The following is a 17,953-nucleotide window of genomic DNA, read 5'->3' as shown; positions in this document are numbered from 1 at the left end:
ATACCAAGGATTCAAGGAGATAGGTTGCGATTTGTGAATGGAAAGCGCCCCGAAACCGGACGAGGATTCATCTGGTTTCGGGACGCCGTCTTCCCGCGTCCCGTGTGGGCCGGATGGGGCTTTACACGTCGATGTTCCCCGCCTGCAGGGCGTGGGTCTCGATGAAGGCGCGGCGCGGTTCGACGTTGTCGCCCATCAGGGTGACGAAGATCTCGTCGGCGGCGATGGCGTCCTCGATCTGCACGCGCAGCAGGCGGCGTACGGCCGGGTCCATGGTGGTTTCCCAGAGCTGTTCTGGGTTCATTTCGCCCAGGCCCTTGTAGCGCTGCTTGCTGATGCCGCGTTCGGCCTCGGCGCGCAGCCATTGCATGACTTCGCGGAAGTCGGAGACGGGCTTTTCCTTGAGCTTGTCGCCGGCGCCTCGGCGCACGACGGCGCCTTCGCCCATCAGGCCCAGGAAGGTCCTGGCGGCGCGCGCCAGGACGGCGTAGTCGCCGCCGCGCACGAAATGGCGGTCGAACACGCTGACGCGCAGGTTGCCGAAGTGCGGGCGGATGACCGCCAGGCGCCAGGCTTCCTCGATCTCGTCGTACTGGGCTTCCACGTGGACGCCGTGGGGATCGGCCGGGTCGCGCAGGGCCTGTTCCAGCGCGGCGGCGCTGGCGCGGGCGGCGGCCTCGTCCACCAGGCTGAGCTGCACGCCCTCGGCCATGGCCGACAGGGCCTCGGCGTCCAGCGTGCGCGCCAGGCGGGCGATGACCGAGTCGGCGGTGACGTATTGGCGGGCCAGGTCCATCAGGGCGTCGCCGGCGATCGGCGTGGCGCCGGCGCGGGGCGTGAGTTCCGTGTCCTTGAGCGCCAGCTGCAGCATGAACTGGGCTTCCTCGGCGTCGTCCTTCAGGTAGCGTTCCTCGCGGCCGACCTTGACCTTGTAGAGCGGCGGCTGGGCGATGTAGACGTAGCCGCGCTCGATCAGCGCCGGCATCTGGCGGTAGAGCAGGGTCAGCAGCAGGGTGCGGATGTGGGCGCCGTCCACGTCCGCGTCGGTCATGATGATGATGCGGTGGTAGCGCAGCTTGTCGATGTTGAAGTCGGGCCCGATGCTGGTGCCCAGGGCGGTGATCAGGGTGGTGATCTGCTCGCTGGACAGCAGACGGTCGAAACGCGCCTTTTCGACGTTCAGGACCTTGCCGCGCAGCGGCAGGATGGCCTGGAACTTGCGGTCGCGGCCTTGCTTGGCGGAACCGCCGGCCGAGTCGCCCTCCACGATGTAGAGTTCGCACAGGGCGGGGTCCTTTTCCTGGCAGTCGGCCAGCTTGCCGGGCAGGCCCGCGCCTTCCAGGACGCTCTTGCGGCGGGTCATTTCGCGGGCCTTGCGGGCGGCCTCGCGGGCGCGCGCGGCCTCGACGATCTTGGCGCACAGGGCGCGGGCGTCGTTGGGATTCTCGAGCAGCCAGGTTTCCAGGGTGCGGCTGACGGCTTCCTCGACCGCGGGGCGGACTTCGCTGGAAACGAGCTTGTCCTTGGTCTGGCTGCTGAACTTGGGCTCGGGCACCTTGACCGAGAGCACGCAGGCCAGGCCTTCGCGCATGTCGTCGCCGGTGGTGTCGACCTTGGCCTTCTTGGCCAGCTCGTTGTCGGTGATGTACTTGTTCAGCACCCGGGTCATGGCGGCGCGCAGGCCGGTCAGGTGGGTGCCGCCGTCGCGCTGCGGAATGTTGTTGGTGAAGCACAGCACGGTCTCGGCGTAGCTGTCGTTCCATTGCATGGCGACTTCGACGCTGACGCGCACGCCGCCCGCTTCGGATTCGGTAGTCACGGCGAAGACGTTGTCGTGCAGGACGGTCTTGGCGCGGTTGATGTACTGGACGAAGCCCTTGACCCCGCCCAGGAAGGCCAGGTTCTCGTCCTGGCCGGTACGCTCGTCCACTAGGCGGATCTTCACGCCGTTGTTCAGGAAGGACAGCTCGCGCAGGCGCCGCGCCAGGATTTCGTAGGTGTAGTCGATGTTGTTGAAGATCTCGGCGTCGGCCAGATACTGGACCCGGGTGCCGGTGCGCTCGGTCGGCCCGGTGACGGCCAGCGGGGCGACCCGTTCGCCGCGCCGGAATTCCATCTGGTGCTCTTCGCCGTTGCGCCAGATCGTCAGGCGCAGCCATTCGGACAGGGCGTTGACGCAGGACACGCCCACGCCGTGCAGGCCGCCGGAGACCTTGTAGGAGTTCTGGTCGAACTTGCCGCCGGCGTGCAGTTCGGTCATGACGATTTCCGCCGCGCTGCGGTGCTGCTCGTCGTCCTTGTGGATGGCGGTGGGGATGCCGCGGCCGTTGTCCGTGACCGAGATGCTGTTGTCGGCGTGGATCGTGACGACGATGTCGTCGCAGTAGCCCGCCAGCGCCTCGTCGATGGCGTTGTCCACGACCTCGAAGACCATGTGGTGCAGGCCGGTGCCGTCGGACGTGTCGCCGATGTACATGCCGGGCCGCTTGCGCACGGCTTCCAGGCCCTTGAGCATCTTGATCGAATCGGCGCCGTAGCCGGCGGCCGCGGTGTTCTGGGAGGTGAGGTCTGACATGAAAATCCTGTGGTTGAGTCCGTCGGCGGAGCGGGCGCCCGGAGGGCGCTCAGATGCGCATCGGCATGACGACGTACTTGAATTCCTCGTCGTTGGGCAGCGTGATCAGCACGGAGGCGTTGGCGTCGGGCTGGACGGACCAGCGCACGGAGTCGGTCTTGATGTTGGACAGCACGTCGAGCAGGTAGCTGACGTTGAAGGCGACGTCCAGGGATTCCTGGGCGTAGTCGACTTCGAGTTCTTCGCGGGCCTCTTCCTGCTCGGCGTTCGACGAGGACAGGCGCAGCAGGTTGTCGCCCAGCTGCAGGCGCACGCCCTTGAGCTTGTCGGTCGTCAGGATGGCGGTGCGCTGCAGGGCCGCCTGGAGGACGTCGCGGGCGATGTCGAAGTGCCGGGTGTAGCCGGCGGGGATGACGCGGCGGTAGTCGGGGAACTTGCCCTCGACCAGCTTGGAGACGACCTCGATTTCGTCGAAGCGGAAGCGGATCTGGCCGGCGGCGACGTCGATCCGTACGGCGGCCTGTTCGTCGTCGGACAGCAGGCGCTGCATTTCGTGGATCGTCTTGCGCGGGATGATCACGTCCAGAGTGGATTCCTGGCCTTCGACGGCGACGCCGCCGTGGGCCAGCCGGTGGCCGTCGGTGGCCACGGCCCGCACGCGGCCGGGTTCGAGCACCAGCAGCAGGCCGTTCAGGTAGTAGCGGATGTCCTGCTGGGCCATGGCGAAGTGCACCTGGTTGAACAGGTTCTTTAGGGCCTTCTGGGGCATGGAGAAGGACGCGGACCATTGTTCGGCCTGGGTGACCGTGGGGTAGTCGGCCGCGTCCAGGGTCTGCAGGGCGAAGCGGCTGCGGCCGGCCTGGACGGTGAGCTTGGCCTCGTCCAGGGACAGCCGGACGTCGCCCGATTCGGGCAGGGCGCGCAGGATGTCGAGCAGCTTGCGGGCGGCCACGGTGGTGGCCTGGGCCTCGTCGCCCACGCCGAAGTCCGCGCGGGTGGTGATCTGGACTTCCAGGTCGTTGGCCAGGAACTCGAGCTGGCTGCCCTGCTTGCGGATCAGCACGTTGGCCAGGATCGGCAGCGTGTTGCGCCGTTCGACGATCCCCACCACCATCGTCAGGGGTTTGAGCACGGCATCGCGGGTCGCTTGAATGAGTTGCATCTTCTTGTCATCCTTTGAGAGTTTGCTCGAGTACGTGGAGTGCGTGATTCAGCTCGGTCTGCTTGGCGCGCAGGTCGGTGATCTTGCGCACCGCGTGCAGCACGGTGGTGTGGTCGCGCCCGCCGAACAGGTCGCCGATTTCCGGCAGGCTCTTCTGGGTGAGTTCCTTGGCCAGGTACATGGCGATCTGACGGGGCAGGGCGATGTTCGCGGGCCGACGCTTGGAATACATGTCGGCGACCTTGATTTTATAGAAATCGGCCACCGTCTTCTGGATGTTCTCCACCGTGATCTGGCTGTTGGAGACTGACAGCAGGTCCTTCAGGGCTTCCTTGCAGACTTCGACGGTCAGCACGTCGCGGCCGTGGAAGTTGGCGTAGGCCGACACCTTGCGCAGGGCGCCCTCGAGTTCGCGCACGTTGCTGCGCAGGTGCTTGGCGATGAAGAAGGCGACTTCCTCGGGCATGACGATGCGCTCGGCCTGGGCCTTGCGCAGCAGGATGGCGACGCGCATTTCGAGCTCGGGCGGCTCGATCGCCACGGTCAGGCCCCAGTCGAAGCGCGAGATCAGGCGGTTGTCGATGTTCGACAGTTCCTTGGGGTAGGTGTCCGAGGTGATGATGATCTGCTTGCGCTGGGCCACCATCGCCTCGAAGGCGTAGAAGAATTCTTCCTGGGTGCGGTTCTTGCCGGCGAAGAACTGGATGTCGTCGATCAGCAGCAGGTCCAGCGAATGGTAGTAGCGCTTGAAGTCGTCGAAGGCGCGGCGGTGGTAGGCCTTGACCACGTCGGAAATGTACTGGTCGGCGTGGACGTAGCGCACGCGCGTGCTGGCGCCGCTGGCCAGCAGGGCGTTGCCGATGGCATGGATCAGGTGGGTCTTGCCCAGGCCGACGCCGCCGTACAGGAACAGCGGGTTGTAGGACACGCCGGGGTTCTCGGCGACCTGCATGGCCGCCGCGCGGGCCAGCTGGTTGGCCTTGCCGATGACGAAGTTGTCGAAGGTCAGGTCCCGGTTCAGGCGGGAGTGGTCCTGGATGGAGTCTTCGGTGGCGGCCTGGACGGGGGCGGGCTGGGGCGCCGCGGCCACGGCCGGCGCGGCGGCCACGGCGTCGGCGGCCCGGATGGGGGCGGACGGCGTCGGCGCGGGCCGGGCGGCGGGCGCCATGGGACGGCCGGCCGGGGCGGCCAGTTCGAACTGGACCTGCACCGCCTGGGAATACCAGTCGGAGGCCATCGATTCCAGGCGGGTGGAGAAGTTCTTGCGGACCCAGTCGAGCTTGAAGCGGTTGGGCGCGCCGATCCTCAGGACCGCGAGTTCCTCGTCGTAGTCGAGGGGCACCAGGGGCCGGATCCAGGCGTTGATCTGTTGCGGGGGGAGCTCCTGTTCCAGTCTCTGGACGCAGGACTGCCAGAATTCATTCATAGGGGTCATCGTGCGAAACCTCGATTCTACCCTTTCCCGCCCGAAGTTATCCACAGCCCGACCGTGCCGCGCGGGCTTGGCGGGCGGGCGAATGTGTCCAAGTGATTGACACGGCTTCGAGAATTTGATGAAATAATGGGCTTTTCGATGCCGTGGGCAGATTGTGCCTGTCGGTTTCACCCCGGGGTGTCGGCCGTGCGGCGGTCTTGACATCGCCCCGGGCCTGCCCCTGGCCATTTGCCCCGAGCTCTTTTGGATCCACCATGAAACGCACTTTCCAGCCTTCCGTTACCCGTCGCAAGCGCACCCATGGGTTTCGCGTGCGCATGAAGACCCGTGCCGGCCGCGCCGTCCTGAGCGCCCGCCGCGCCAAGGGCCGCAAGCGCCTGGCCGTCTGATTTTCCTTGCGGGGCCGCACCGCGCCCGGCGCGGCCCCGGAACGATCGCCATGCCAACCGCTTTTCCTCCGGCGGCCCGGCTGCATCGCCCCTCGGAATACGCGGCTGCCCTGAAGGGGCGGCGTATCGCCCGAGGGGCTTTGTTCGTGGTATCCGGCCCGCGCGGGCCGGCCGAAGGCCCCGCCCGGCTGGGCTTGGTGGTGCCCAAGCGCCACGCTCCCCTGGCGGTGACCCGCAACGCCATCAAGCGGGTCTTGCGCGAAGCCTTCCGCCTGCGCCGGGGCGCGCTGCCCGACGGGGACCTGGTGTTCCGGCTGGTGAACCGCCCGCCCGCTCTCGGCCTGACCGCCCTGAAGCGCCAGGTCCGGGCCGAGGCCGACGCCCTGCTGGCGCGGATCGCGTCATGATGCGCGCGCTGTTCATCGCCCCGATCCGCTTCTACCGGTACTTCCTCAGCCCCTGGGTGGGCCAGCAGTGCCGCTTCACCCCCACGTGCTCGGCCTACGCCATCGAGGCCATCGAGACCCACGGGGTGGCGCGGGGGCTGTGGCTGGGCGCGCGGCGCATCGCCCGCTGCCATCCCTGGTGCCAGGGCGGCCACGATCCGGTCCCGCCCGCGCGCGGCGCGGATCGTCCGTGATTCCGGCATTCCGTTTCCCGACAGGGACTTGTTCAGGGCATCCTTAGGGCCGCAGTCAGGATTGCTACGTTAAACTGATGAGCTTTTGCTCCGAACCCATACGAATAAACAGGCGCCAATGGACATTCGACGCACCATCCTCTGGATGATCTTCTCCTTCTCGCTGCTGCTGCTGTGGAACAACTGGCAGGTCTACCAGGGCCATCCGTCGCTGTTTTCCCTGACGCCGCCCGCCGCCGAGCAGTCCAAGACCGCCAAGTCCGAGGACGGCCATCCGTCCACCGGCGTGCCGGCCGCCGCCGCGGCCCAGTCCGGGGCACCCGCGACGGTGCCGGGCTCGTCCACCGAGCCCCAGGGGCAGAAGGTCCACCTCAAGACCGACGTCTACGACCTGACCTTCGACACCACCGGCGCCCAGCTGGTGCAGGCCGAGCTGCTGCGCTACAAGTCCCTGAAGGGCGACGACGCCCCGATGTACCTGCTGAACGACCAGCCGGGCGACATCTACGTCGCCCAGACCGGCGTGGTCGGCGCCCCGCAGGGCAGCGGCTACCCGACCCACCTGACGCCGTTCTCGCTGGTGACGCCGGAGCCCGTCGCCAAGGGCGACACGGTGGAGATCGCCTTCGAGGCCACCGCCGGCCAGGTGAAGGTGGTCAAGACCTTCATCGTGCCGCGCGACGGCTACGATATCCGCGTGCGCCACGACATCACCAACCTGGGCGACCAGCCGATCGATCCTTCGCTGTACCTGCAGCTGACGCGCGACGGCAACGATCCCCCGAACACCTCGGGCTTCTACAGCACCTTCACGGGCGCGGCGGTGTATTCGTCGGAAGACAAGTTCCAGAAGGTGAAGTTCGACGAGATCGCCAAGGGCAAGGCCAGCTACATCCACCAGGCCGACAACGGCTGGATCGGCATCGTGCAGCATTATTTCGCCAGCGCCTGGGTGCCGCCCCAGGGCACGGTGCGCACCAACCAGGCGCTGCGCCTAGCGGACAACCTGTACGCCATCCGCACCATCGAGCAGGTCGGCACCATCGCTCCGGGCGCCCAGCGCTCGGTCGAGGCCAACCTGTGGGTCGGCCCGCAGGACCAGCGGGCGATGAGCGCCGTGGCGCCGGGCCTGGAACTGGTGGTGGACTACGGCTGGGTGACGATCATCGCCAAGCCCATGTTCAAGTTCATGACCTGGCTGCACTCGCTGCTGGGCAACTGGGGCTGGACCATCGTGGTGCTGACGCTGCTGATCAAGGCCGTGTTCTACCCGCTGTCGGCCGCCAGCTACCGCTCGATGGCGAAGATGAAGCTGGTCGCTCCGCGCATGCAGCACCTGAAGGAAAAGTTCGGCGACGACAAGGCCAAGCTGAACGCCGCCATGATGGAGATGTACCGTACGGAGAAGATCAATCCGCTGGGCGGCTGCCTGCCGATGGTGGTGCAGATCCCCGTGTTCATCGCGCTGTACTGGGTGCTGCTGGGCAGCGTGGAGATGCGCGGCGCGCCGTGGATCCTGTGGGTCCACGACCTGTCGGTGCGCGACCCCTGGTTCATCCTGCCGGCGATCATGATGGCGACGATGTTCCTGCAGATCAAGCTGAACCCGACGCCGCCCGATCCGACCCAGGCCAAGATCATGATGATCATGCCGCTGGTGTTCGGCGGGATGATGTTCATGTTCCCGGCCGGCCTGGTGCTGTACTGGTGCGTGAACAACATCGTTTCCATCATCCAGCAGCGCATCATCATGGTGCGGCTGGACCGGGAAAAGGCGGCCGCGGCATCGAGCTGATGCTAGACTGCGTCTTGCCTTCTGAACGGTGCTCTTCGGGGCGCCGTTTTTGTTTTGAAGAGACCGACATCCGCTTCCGGTGATCGCATGAGTGCCTTTTCCACCGACCCCATCGTCGCCATCGCCACGGCCCCCGGCCGGGGCGGAATCGGCGTGCTGCGCCTTTCGGGCCCCGATCTGGCGGACTATGCCCGGCGCCTGTTCGGACGGGCCCTGCGGCCCCGCCATGCCCATTACCTGCCGTTCAAGGATCGGCACGGCGAGACCATGGACGAGGGGCTGGCGCTGTTCTTTCCCGGTCCGCATTCGTATACCGGAGAAGACGTGCTGGAACTGCAGGGCCACGGCGGCCCCGCCGTGCTGCGGCGCGTGCTGGAGGACTGCCTGGCGCGGGGCGCGGACATCGGCCTGCGCCTGGCGCAGCCGGGCGAATTCACCCAGCGCGCCTTCCTGAACGACCGCCTGGACCTGGCCCAGGCCGAAGCCGTGGCGGACCTGATCGAGGCCAGCTCCGCCGCCGCGGCGCGCAGCGCCATGGCGTCCCTGTCGGGTGCCTTCTCCGCCGAGATCGATGCGCTGAGCGAGCGCATCGTCCAGTTGCGCATGCTGGTCGAGGCGACCTTGGATTTTCCCGAGGAGGAAATCGACTTCCTGGAAAAGTACCAGGCCGCTGAGCGCCTGGCCGCCGTGACCGCCGCGCTGGACGGCGTCCTGCGCACCGCCCGCCAGGGGCTGGTGCTGCGCGAGGGCCTGCACGTGGTGCTGGCGGGCCAGCCCAACGTCGGCAAGTCCAGCCTGCTGAACGCCCTGGCGGGCGAGGACGTCGCCATCGTCACCCCCATCGCCGGCACCACGCGCGACCGGGTCGTGCAGCAGATCCATATCGACGGCATCCCCCTGCACATCGTGGACACGGCCGGCCTGCGCGAGACCGAGGATACGGTCGAGCGCATCGGCATCGAGCGCAGCTGGGCCGAGATCGCCCGCGCCCAGGTGATCCTGCACCTGCAGGATGCGCGCCATCCGGATGACCCGCTGGACGCGGAGATCGTGCGGCGATTGCCGGCGGGCGTGCCGGTGCTGAGGGTGTGGAACAAGGCGGATCTGCTAGAGCCGGGTATGGGTGTCGCGGTTCCGGGGGGGGATGGTGCGCCCTTGCTGATTTCCGCGCACACGGGCGCCGGGCTGGATATGTTGCGCGCCCGGCTGCTGGCTATCGCCGGCTGGACGCCGGGGACGGAGTCCCCCTGGCTGGCGCGCGAACGGCACGTGCATGCGCTGGAGGAGGCGCGCGGGCATCTGCAGGCCGCCGCCGGGCATGCCGCGCACAGCGATCAGGTGCTGGACCTGTTCGCCGAGGAACTGCGCCTGGCGCACGAGGCGCTGTGCGGGATCACGGGGGAATTTACGAGCGATGATCTGCTGGGGGAGATTTTTTCTCGGTTTTGCATCGGGAAGTAGATGGAGGCGGTGTGCCGGATGCCCGCCCCGCTGCGGCCGGCGGCGCTTATTCCTCGATCGTCACTTCCGAGTGCACCACTTCCGGCGCCTTTTCGAAGAACCCGCCGACCAGCCCGCGCCAGGCCTGGAAATCTTCCGACTGGCGGAAATGGACCATGTGGTCGTCCAGCGTTTCCCAATACACCATCAGCACGTATTGCTCGGGCTTTTCGATGATGTGGTGCAGCTCGACGCGTTTGCAGCCCCGGGCGCGGTGAAAGAGCGGCAGCGCCTTGCGGACGCCGGCCTCGAAGTCGGGCTGGGAGCCGGGTTTCACGGTGATGTGGGCCATTTCGCGGATCATTTCGGGTTCCTGTGGGTGAAGGTTGAGGACGATGCCATGATTATGCACCGTGTCATGCGCCATGCCGGTCGATGCCCGGGCCGACGCCCGCCTGGGGCGTTTCCGGGCGGGTGGGGCGGTGGGCGCTGGTTCAGGGGGCTTCCAGCCGGCGCATCACCTCGCCGGCGATGGACAGGCAGGCGGTCAGGCCCGGGGATTCGATGCCGTACAGGTTGACCAGGCCGGGGACGCCGTGCGCGCGGACGTCCTGGATGACGAAGTCGGCGTCCTGGCCCGCGGGCACGGCCAGCTTGGGACGAATGCCGGCGTAGTCGGGGCGCAGGGCGCCGTCGCGCAGGTCGGGCCAGTAGCGGCGGATGGCGGCGTAGAAGCCGTCGGCGCGGGCGGGATCGACGCTGTAGTCGATGGCGTCGATCCATTCGACGTCGGGGCCGAAGCGGGCCTGTCCGCCCAGGTCCAGGGTCAGGTGCACGCCCAGGCCGCCGGGTTCGGGGACAGGGTAGATCAGGCGGGAAAATGGCGCCTTGCCCGACAGGGCGTAGTAGTTGCCCTTGGCGTAGCGTCCGGGCGGGATGCTGGCGGACGGCAGGCCGTCGATCGTGGCGGCCACGGCCTGGGCATGCAGGCCGGCGCAGTTGACGACGTGGCGGGCGATGAGCTCCATGGACTCGTCGCCGCCGACGCGCAGCAGGATGCCGTCTCTCAGGACCCGGCCGGACAGGACGGGGGATCGCAGGGCCAGCAGGCCGCCGGCGGATTCCAGATCGCCCAGCAGGGCGAGCATCAGGCCGTGGCTGTCGATGATGCCGGTGGACGGCGATTCCAGCGCGGCGACGCAGCGCAGCGCGTGTTCGCGTGTCCGCGCCTGGTTGGCGTCCAGCCAGCGCAGGTCGTGCACGCCGTTGGTTTCGGCGGCCGCGCCGATGCGCCGCAGGGCGTCGGTCTGTTCGTCGCGGGTGGCGACGATGAGCTTGCCGCAGCGCCGGTGGGCGATGCCGTGGGATGCGCAGTAGTCGTACAGGGCCTGGCGGCCCTGGACGCAGAGCCGGGCCTTGAGCGAACCTCGCGGGTAGTAGAGGCCGGCGTGGATGACTTCGCTGTTGCGCGCGCTGGTGGCGGTGCCGACGGCGGATTCGGCCTCGAGCGCCAGGGTTTCCAGACCGGCCCGCGCGCAATCGCGCGCCACGGCCAGGCCGACGACGCCGGCGCCGATGACGACGCAGTCGATACGGTCCGTCATGGTGAGTTCCTTGCGAGTGTATGCGGGGCAGTGTATCGCCGCTTTGCCGGTGGCGCGCCCGGTGCGCGCGGCGGTGCGGCGGCCCGGCCCCGGCTGGCGGGTCGGCCATGTGTGTCCGCTCGCGCACGCGGCCCGTTCGCTGCCTGGAATATCCACCGCCTGGATCCCCTTCTAAGAATATAGCTTGCTATTAAATAGCGCGCTATATAAAATAAGGCCATGAATCGCCCCGCTCAATCCTTCGCCGCCACATCGCCCGCCAGCCTGACGCTGGATGCGCAGCTCTGCTTCGCGTTGTATTCGGCGCAGCTGGCGATGGGCAAGATCTACCGGAAGCACCTGGCGGACCTGGGGCTGACCTATCCGCAGTACTTGGTGATGCTGGTGCTGTGGGAAGCCGACGGGACGACGGTCACGGCATTGGGCGAACGCCTGTACCTGGACTCGGCCACGCTGACGCCGCTGCTCAAGCGCCTGCAGGCCATGGGCCTGCTGCGCCGCGATCGCGCGGCCGATGACCAGCGCCAGGTGCGGGTGACGCTGACCCAGGCGGGGCGCGATCTCTGGCACCGTGCCGGCGATATTCCGCGAGGCGTGTTGTGCGCCACGGGTTGTTCGCCCGACCACGCCCGGGTGCTGAAGGCCGAATTGGAAGAGCTGCGCGCGCACTTGCTGGCCGCGTCCGCAACCCTGGAAAACCGCGCGGCGCCGGACTGACCGGCCCGTTCACGGGACGTCGCCGATCGTGGTGCCGGCGGCCTCCCTGGAATCGCACCACAAGGAGTCCAAGCATGACAGTCGAAAACGTTCTCTACACGGCCCACGCCACGGCCACCGGCGGCCGCGAAGGCAGCGCCAAGTCGTCCGACGGCCGCCTGGCCATCAAGCTGTCCACGCCGAAGGAACTGGGCGGGGCCGGCGGCGACGGCACCAATCCCGAACAGCTGTTCGCCGCGGGCTATTCGGCCTGCTTCCTGGGCGCGCTGAAGCTGGTCGCGGGCAAGGACGGCGTGAAGCTGCCCGACGCGACCGAGGTGTCCGGTTCCGTGGGCATCGGCCCCATCCCCACCGGTTTCGGCATCGCCGTGGAACTGAAGATCTCCGCCCCCGGCGTGGATCGCGCCACGCTGGAAGGCCTGGTGCAGAAAGCGCATGTGGTGTGCCCCTACTCGAACGCCACGCGCAACAACGTGGACGTCAAGCTGACGGTGCAGTAAGCCCGCAGGCGCATGGGGTCATGGCGGAACGGTCGCGAGGCGATCGTTCCGCCGCGATGCGGATGCGGATGCGGATGCGGATGCGGATGCGGATGCGGATGCGGACGAAGGCGGCCGGTGTTCAACCGGCCGCTTTTTTGCTGTGCGTTCCGTGCTGCTTCAGGTCCGGCGGGGCCGTTCCGGCGTTTTCATGCTGCTCCGCGGCATGGTCCGTCTGCCGCATACAAAGACATTACGGTCGTGGTGGGAAATGTGGTGGCCGCAAAAGCGGCCGTGCTAGTGTGCGCTCGTCCGGCCCGCGCATGCGAACGGACCGGACGACACCCCTGATCGCCTTCCCACACGAAAACAGGTGCTCCATGGATATCGAACGCTTCAAGCAGCAGCATGTCCAGATTTTGCAGATCATTCATCGAATGCGCGAACTGGCCGCGGCCGGCGTCGCGGAAAACGCCTCGGGGCTGGCGCGTGAGATCCGGCTGATGAAGTCCAAGGTCGCCCTGCATCTTTCGATCGAGAACGACATTCTCTATCCGCGTCTGGAAAAGCGGCCCGATGGGCAGATCGCCCGCCTGGCGCGGGAATACCGGGAAGAAATGACGGCGCTGGCCGACGGGTTCGGCCGCTTCGTGGAGCGCTGGGGCGCGGAGTCGGCGCTCGGGGGCGACCCGGAGGGCTTCCGAAACGATTGCAACACGGTGCTCAAGGCGCTGCATCGGAGGATCCAGCGCGAGAACACCGAATTCTATCCGCGGGTCGAGGCGTTGTAGGGGCTCTCAAGCCGGAGCATCCCTCCACGTCGCCACCTGCAGGTGGCTCCGATAATTCCGGCACGGGGCAGTCCGCAGGGACCGCTCTTGGCTTGCGGCATCCCTCCACCTTGCGGCTTGCAAGCCGCTCGGATTCGACAGGCATGGAATAGCCCGCAGGGGCTATTCCATGTCCTGTCTCATCCCCCGCATCCGCCGCAGCAGTTGCCGTCTTCGCCGTGGACGGGCTTGAGGGCCTCGTAGCCGGCGTCCTGGACGGCGACCTGCAGGCGCTGGACGGAGACCTGGGCGGTGTCGAAGGTGACGGTGGCCTTTTCGTCGGCCAGGGAGACCGTGACTTCGGAGACGCCGGGCACGGCGGCCAGGGCCCGGTCCACCGCGTCGGCGCAGGACGGGCCGCGCAGGCCGACCAGCCGCAGGGTGGCGGTTTTCTGGGAAGAACGCTTCAGGGTTGCTGCTTCCATGGGGTCCTCGCAAGCGGGGAATGCCCTCGACGAGGGCAGGGTTATAGATCTATTTGAAATACATCTTCTAGGCCGGCTAGTATAGCAGGGTCGTCGCCTTTTCGTGCCATGCCCGCCGCATCCCCCGCCCGCCGTATCGCGCATCTGGACATGGACGCGTTCTACGCGTCCGTGGAATTGCTGCGCCATCCGGATCTGCGCGGCCAGCCGGTGGTGATCGGCGGGGGCGGCCGCCGGAGCGAGGATGGGACATACGCCCGGCTGCGGGACTACGTCGGGCGCGGAGTGATCACGACGGCCACCTACGAGGCCCGCGCGCTGGGTGTGCATTCGGCCATGGGCATGATGAAGGCCGCGCGCTTGGCGCCCGACGCCGTGCTGTTGCCGGTGGATTTCCCGGCCTATCGCCATTATTCCCGGCTGTTCAAGGCTGCCGTGGCGGCGATCGCCCCTCGCATCGAGGACCGCAGCATCGACGAGATCTACATCGACCTGACCGATCAGCCCGGGGAATCCGCCGAACTGGCCCGCGCCCTGAAGCGGGCGGTGCGCGAGGCCACGGGGCTGAGCTGTTCGATCGGCGTTTCGCCGAACAAGCTGCTGTCGAAGATCGCCTCGGACCTGGACAAGCCCGACGGCATCACGCTGATCGGTCCGGGCGATCTGGAACGGCGCATCTGGCCGCTGCCGGTGTCCAAGGTCAACGGCATCGGCCCCAAGGCCACGCGCAAGCTGCGGGACCTGGGGATCGAGACGGTCGGCCAGCTGGCGCAGGCCGCGCCGGCGCTGTTGCAGCGGCATTTCGGGCTGGGTACGGCGCAGTGGCTGCTGGACGTGGCGCATGGCATCGACGACCGCCCGGTGGTGACGCAATCCGAGCCCAAGTCCCTCAGCCGGGAAACGACGTTCGAGCGGGATCTGCACGTGCGCCGCGACCGGCCGCTGTTGTCGCGGATCTTCCTGGATCTGTGCGAGCGCCTGGCGGAAGACCTGGCCCGCAAGGGCGTGCGCGGGGCGACGGTGGGCATCAAGCTGCGCTTCGACGATTTCCGGGTGGTGACGCGCGACCTGACGCTGGACGAGGCGGTCGGGGATGCCGGGGCCATTCACCGGGCCGCGGGGCAGTGCCTGAAGCGGGTGCCGCTGGAGCGGCGCCTGAGACTGCTGGGCGTGCGGGTCAGCAAGCTGGAACCGGCGGACGCGGACGGGCGGCCGCATCCGGTGCAGCTGGACCTGTACTGATCTCAGAAATCGTATTCGGGCTCGATGGCGTCGCCCGTCTGGAGCCAGGTCTCCCCGTCCGGGAGGGCTGCGACGGCGTTCATGCCGAACAGCACCCCTTGCTCGAACTGCCGGTGCCGCGCCAGGGTGCGGCCCGGTTCGGCCGCCGTGCCGCCCGTCAGCGGGTCCACGTTGGGGATGGGGCAGCGGGCGCAGGCCTTGACGAAGGCGAAGCCGGCGCCGCCCGTGCGGAACCCGGCCAGGTGATCCTCGTCGTAGGGCTCCAGGCCCTGGAGCACGATGTTGGGGCGGAACCGGATCATGTCCACCGGCGCGATGCCCTGGGCGCCCAACTGGCCATTCAGTTCTTCCAGCGAATGCAGGTTGGTCACCAGGAAGGGAAAGCCGTCGGCGAAGGCGAAGGCGTGCCGGTCCACCGGCAGGAACGATTGCGGCCAGTCGGGGTGGGTCTGGATCCAGCGGGTGACGTGCGGCAGGCTGGCCAGGCGGCGAGCCTGCGGATGCAGATGCAGCAGCCGGCAGGGTACGCCGATGAACGCGCTCAGCCACGCGGAAACCTCGTCGCCCTGGTCGGCGCCCAGGGTGGGCGTGCCCCAGATGGCGACCGGCACGGCCTCGGCCTGCGCGGGCGGCTGCGGCACGAAGCAGTCGGCCTGGCCGGGCGCGCGCAGCCACAGGCCGTCCGCGGTGGGTTCGGGACGGATCAGCACCATGCGGGGGTGCTGGCGCTGGGTCATGAAGACGCCCCGGGCGTCCACGACGACCCAGTGCCGGTCGAAGTCCAGGCCGGATCCGGTGACGCGGACGCGTTCGTGGGCGATGCCTGCGCAGGATTTGACGGGGTAGCTGTACAGGCTGTGGATGGCCAGGCGCATGGAGGTCTGCCGGTGAGGGGAGAAAGAGTGACATTCTAAGGCGGGAGCGCCGGCCCGTCGGCATCCGCGCGCCGCCGGCCGGGGCACGGTTCCGCCGGCGCGCGGCCCCGCCGCCCGTTCATGCAGGCCTGAAATGCCGTAGCATGCAGGATCCGCGCATCCTTGCGCCTCCGAAGCCTCGAAGCGAGAGATTCCATGCCCTTGAAAGACATCCTGGCCGCCCTGGTCGTCATCGTGGTGTGGGGCGCCAATTTCGTTGTCATCAAGGTGGGCGTGGACGAGATCCCGCCGATGCTGCTGGGCGCCCTGCGTTTCCTGTTCGTGGCCTTTCCGGCGGTGTTCTTCGTGCCCCGGCCGGCGGTGCGCTGGCGCTACGTCGCCGGCTACGGGCTGACCATCTGCCTGGGCCAGTTCGTCTTCCTGTTCCTGGCGATCTACCTGGGCATGCCGGCCGGCCTGGCGTCCCTGGTGCTGCAGGCGCAGGCCTTCTTCACGGTGGCGATCGCCGCGCTGGTGCTGGGCGAGGCCGTCCGCCCGCATCACGTCCTGGGCATCGGTCTGGCCGCCGCCGGCCTGGCGCTGCTGGACCTGGGCGCGGGCGGCGAGACGGCGGTGCCACTGGTCGGTTTCCTGCTGACCCTGGCTGCGGCCTTCAGCTGGGCTTCGGGCAATGTGGTGCTGAAGTGCGCGGGACAGGTCCGCATGCTGTCGATGGTGGTGTGGGGCGCCCTGCTGCCTCCCATCCCGTTTCTGCTGCTGTCGTTCGTCTTCGAAGGGCCGGACCGGATCGTGGACAGCCTGGTCCACATCAGCTGGCGCGCGGTAGGGGCGGTGGCCTATCTGTCGGGGATCGCGACCCTGATCGGCTACGTGCTGTGGGGGCGGCTGCTGGCCCGCCACCCGGTCGCCCGCATCGCGCCGCTCAGCCTGCTGATCCCGGTGGTCGGGCTGCTGTGCGCCGACTGGTTCCTGGGAGAACGGCTGGGCCCGCTGCAGTGGGTGGGCGGACTTGTGGTGCTGATCGGACTGGCGGTGAACCTGTTTGGGGGACGCTGGGCCGCGAAGGTCCGGGAAGCCCTGCGTCCGTCTTAGAATATCGGTTTGCGCGGCGCCATGCCGCCGGGACTCACGTTTTCAGGAATCTGCACTCATGTCGATCGATCGCGCCGGGCTGAACGCCCTGATGGAAATCACTTCGCGTCCGGAGCTGGTGTTCGTCCGAGGCCAGGGATCCTGGCTGGAAGACCACACCGGCAAGCGCTACCTGGATTTCATCCAGGGCTGGGCCGTGAACTGTCTGGGCCACAACCATCCGGCCATGATCGAGGCCCTGACGCGCCAGTCGCGGCTGCTGATCAATCCTTCGCCGGCCTTCTACAACCAGCCGTCCATCGACCTGGCCCGCCGCATCGTGGAATCGTCCTGCTTCGACCGCGTGTTCTTCGCCAACAGCGGGGCCGAGGCCAACGAGGGCGCCATCAAGCTCGCCCGCAAGTGGGGCCAGCTGCACCGTCAGGGCGCCTACAAGATCATCACCTTCGACCACAGCTTCCACGGCCGCACCCTGGCGACCATGTCGGCCTCGGGCAAGGCCGGCTGGGACAGGAAATTCGCGCCGCAGGTCGACGGCTTCCCCAAGGCCGAACTGAACGATCTGGATTCGGTGCGCGCCCTGATCGACGACCAGACGGTCGCCGTGATGCTGGAGCCGGTCCAGGGCGAGGCGGGCGTGATCCCCGCGACGCGCGAATTCATGCAGGGCCTGCGCGCGCTGACCCGCGAACGCGGCCTGCTGCTGATCGTGGACGAGGTCCAGAGCGGCATGGGCCGCACGGGGCGGCTGTACGCCTACCAGCACGCCGGCGTCGAGCCTGACATCATGACGCTGGGCAAGGGCATCGGCGGCGGCGTGCCGCTGTCGGCGCTGTGCGCGCGCGAGGCCGTCTGCTGCTTCGAGCATGGCGACCAGGGCGGTACCTACAACGGCAATCCGCTGATGACGGCGGTGGGCGTGGCGATCTTCGACACGCTGACGGCGCCGGGCTTCCTGGACGAGGTCAACGCCCGGGGGCGGCAGCTGTCGGCCGGCCTGACGGCGCTGTCGGACAAATGGGGCATGAAGGGCGAGCGCGGCCAGGGCCTGCTGCGCGCGCTGGTGATGGACCGCGACGATGGCCCGGCGCTGGTCCAGGCCGCGCGCGACCGCGCGCCGGAAGGCCTGCTGCTGAACGCGCCGCGCGGCAACCTGCTGCGCTTCATGCCGGCCCTGAACGTGACGGCCGACGAGATCGATACCATGCTGGCCTGGCTGGACGACCTGATCACGAAGGCGCGCGCCTGAGTCA

Annotated in this window: 18 protein-coding genes; 11 read left to right on the top strand and 7 right to left on the bottom strand. The window is 67.9% G+C overall.

Annotated features, from left to right (window positions below; genetic code table 11):
* Positions 1-121 precede the first annotated feature (121 nt).
* The 3 genes from gyrB to dnaA are packed head-to-tail and all read right to left on the bottom strand — an operon-like array spanning position 122 to position 5,163.
* Entirely contained in the window at positions 122-2,575 is a 2,454-nt protein-coding gene (gene gyrB / locus ACFO27_RS05365) for a DNA topoisomerase (ATP-hydrolyzing) subunit B (RefSeq protein ID WP_376816352.1), read from the bottom strand.
* 49 nt (positions 2,576-2,624) lie between these two features.
* A complete protein-coding gene (gene dnaN / locus ACFO27_RS05360) occupies positions 2,625-3,737 on the bottom strand; it encodes a DNA polymerase III subunit beta (RefSeq protein WP_376816351.1) in 1,113 nt (370 codons plus the stop codon).
* Positions 3,738-3,744: 7 nt separating this feature from the next.
* On the bottom strand, positions 3,745-5,163 hold the full coding sequence (gene dnaA, locus ACFO27_RS05355) for a chromosomal replication initiator protein DnaA (protein ID WP_376816350.1): 1,419 nt from the start codon (positions 5,161-5,163) through the stop codon (positions 3,745-3,747).
* A 263-nt stretch (positions 5,164-5,426) separates the two neighbouring features.
* Here dnaA and rpmH point away from each other — a divergent pair, with 263 nt between their 5' ends.
* The 5 genes from rpmH to mnmE all read left to right on the top strand — a co-directional run bounded on the left by rpmH (position 5,427) and on the right by mnmE (position 9,457).
* A complete protein-coding gene (rpmH, locus tag ACFO27_RS05350; protein ID WP_043679136.1) occupies positions 5,427-5,561 on the top strand; it encodes a 50S ribosomal protein L34 in 135 nt (44 codons plus the stop codon).
* A gap of 50 nt (positions 5,562-5,611) precedes the next feature.
* Entirely contained in the window at positions 5,612-5,968 is a 357-nt protein-coding gene (locus ACFO27_RS05345; protein WP_376816349.1) for a ribonuclease P protein component, read from the top strand.
* Entirely contained in the window at positions 5,965-6,201 is a 237-nt protein-coding gene (yidD, locus tag ACFO27_RS05340; protein WP_323026190.1) for a membrane protein insertion efficiency factor YidD, read from the top strand. The genes ACFO27_RS05345 and yidD overlap by 4 nt, the downstream gene beginning before the upstream one ends.
* 118 nt (positions 6,202-6,319) lie before the next feature.
* A complete protein-coding gene (gene yidC / locus ACFO27_RS05335; protein WP_376816348.1) occupies positions 6,320-7,996 on the top strand; it encodes a membrane protein insertase YidC in 1,677 nt (558 codons plus the stop codon).
* A gap of 87 nt (positions 7,997-8,083) precedes the next feature.
* A complete protein-coding gene (mnmE, locus tag ACFO27_RS05330) occupies positions 8,084-9,457 on the top strand; it encodes a tRNA uridine-5-carboxymethylaminomethyl(34) synthesis GTPase MnmE (protein WP_376816347.1) in 1,374 nt (457 codons plus the stop codon).
* 46 nt (positions 9,458-9,503) lie between these two features.
* Here the strand turns inward: mnmE and ACFO27_RS05325 are convergent, their stop codons facing one another.
* Together ACFO27_RS05325 and ACFO27_RS05320 are read right to left on the bottom strand one after the other, a co-directional pair.
* Positions 9,504-9,800 carry an antibiotic biosynthesis monooxygenase family protein gene (locus ACFO27_RS05325; RefSeq protein ID WP_376816346.1) on the bottom strand — a complete coding sequence of 99 codons (297 nt, stop codon included), beginning with the start codon at positions 9,798-9,800 and terminating at the stop codon, positions 9,504-9,506.
* A gap of 130 nt (positions 9,801-9,930) precedes the next feature.
* On the bottom strand, positions 9,931-11,040 hold the full coding sequence (locus tag ACFO27_RS05320; RefSeq protein WP_376816345.1) for an NAD(P)/FAD-dependent oxidoreductase: 1,110 nt from the start codon (positions 11,038-11,040) through the stop codon (positions 9,931-9,933).
* 219 nt (positions 11,041-11,259) lie between these two features.
* On the opposite strand from ACFO27_RS05320, the gene ACFO27_RS05315 reads away from it, so the two are divergent.
* From ACFO27_RS05315 to ACFO27_RS05305, 3 genes are all read left to right on the top strand, one after another.
* Positions 11,260-11,757 carry a MarR family winged helix-turn-helix transcriptional regulator gene (locus ACFO27_RS05315; RefSeq protein ID WP_376816344.1) on the top strand — a complete coding sequence of 166 codons (498 nt, stop codon included), beginning with the start codon at positions 11,260-11,262 and terminating at the stop codon, positions 11,755-11,757.
* Positions 11,758-11,831: 74 nt separating this feature from the next.
* Complete coding sequence (locus tag ACFO27_RS05310; RefSeq protein WP_043679176.1) at positions 11,832-12,257, top strand: organic hydroperoxide resistance protein; 426 nt, start codon at positions 11,832-11,834, stop codon at positions 12,255-12,257.
* A gap of 359 nt (positions 12,258-12,616) precedes the next feature.
* Positions 12,617-13,027, top strand: coding sequence for a hemerythrin domain-containing protein (locus ACFO27_RS05305; RefSeq protein WP_376816343.1), 411 nt, complete (start codon positions 12,617-12,619; stop codon positions 13,025-13,027).
* A 179-nt stretch (positions 13,028-13,206) separates the two neighbouring features.
* On the opposite strand, the gene ACFO27_RS05300 is transcribed toward ACFO27_RS05305, so the two are convergent.
* Positions 13,207-13,491, bottom strand: a complete 285-nt coding sequence (locus tag ACFO27_RS05300; RefSeq protein ID WP_376816342.1) for a heavy-metal-associated domain-containing protein — start codon at positions 13,489-13,491, stop codon at positions 13,207-13,209.
* Between the two features lie 108 nt (positions 13,492-13,599).
* Between ACFO27_RS05300 and dinB the strand changes: the two genes are divergently transcribed.
* Complete coding sequence (gene dinB / locus ACFO27_RS05295) at positions 13,600-14,733, top strand: DNA polymerase IV (protein WP_376816341.1); 1,134 nt, start codon at positions 13,600-13,602, stop codon at positions 14,731-14,733.
* A gap of 2 nt (positions 14,734-14,735) precedes the next feature.
* On the opposite strand, the gene ACFO27_RS05290 is transcribed toward dinB, so the two are convergent.
* Positions 14,736-15,608, bottom strand: a complete 873-nt coding sequence (locus tag ACFO27_RS05290; RefSeq protein WP_376816340.1) for an MOSC domain-containing protein — start codon at positions 15,606-15,608, stop codon at positions 14,736-14,738.
* 195 nt (positions 15,609-15,803) lie between these two features.
* On the opposite strand from ACFO27_RS05290, the gene ACFO27_RS05285 reads away from it, so the two are divergent.
* Together ACFO27_RS05285 and ACFO27_RS05280 are read left to right on the top strand one after the other, a co-directional pair.
* Positions 15,804-16,700, top strand: a complete 897-nt coding sequence (locus ACFO27_RS05285; protein ID WP_376816339.1) for an EamA family transporter — start codon at positions 15,804-15,806, stop codon at positions 16,698-16,700.
* A 58-nt stretch (positions 16,701-16,758) separates the two neighbouring features.
* Positions 16,759-17,949 (top strand): acetylornithine transaminase, encoded by a 1,191-nt coding sequence (locus tag ACFO27_RS05280; protein ID WP_376816338.1) that lies wholly within the window; start codon positions 16,759-16,761, stop codon positions 17,947-17,949.
* The last annotated feature ends 4 nt before the right edge of the window (positions 17,950-17,953 follow it).

The organism is Castellaniella denitrificans (assembly GCF_042653765.1).
GTDB classification, from domain to species: Bacteria; Pseudomonadota; Gammaproteobacteria; order Burkholderiales; family Burkholderiaceae_B; genus Castellaniella; species Castellaniella denitrificans.
This window is presented reverse-complemented; position numbering and strand designations above follow the sequence as displayed.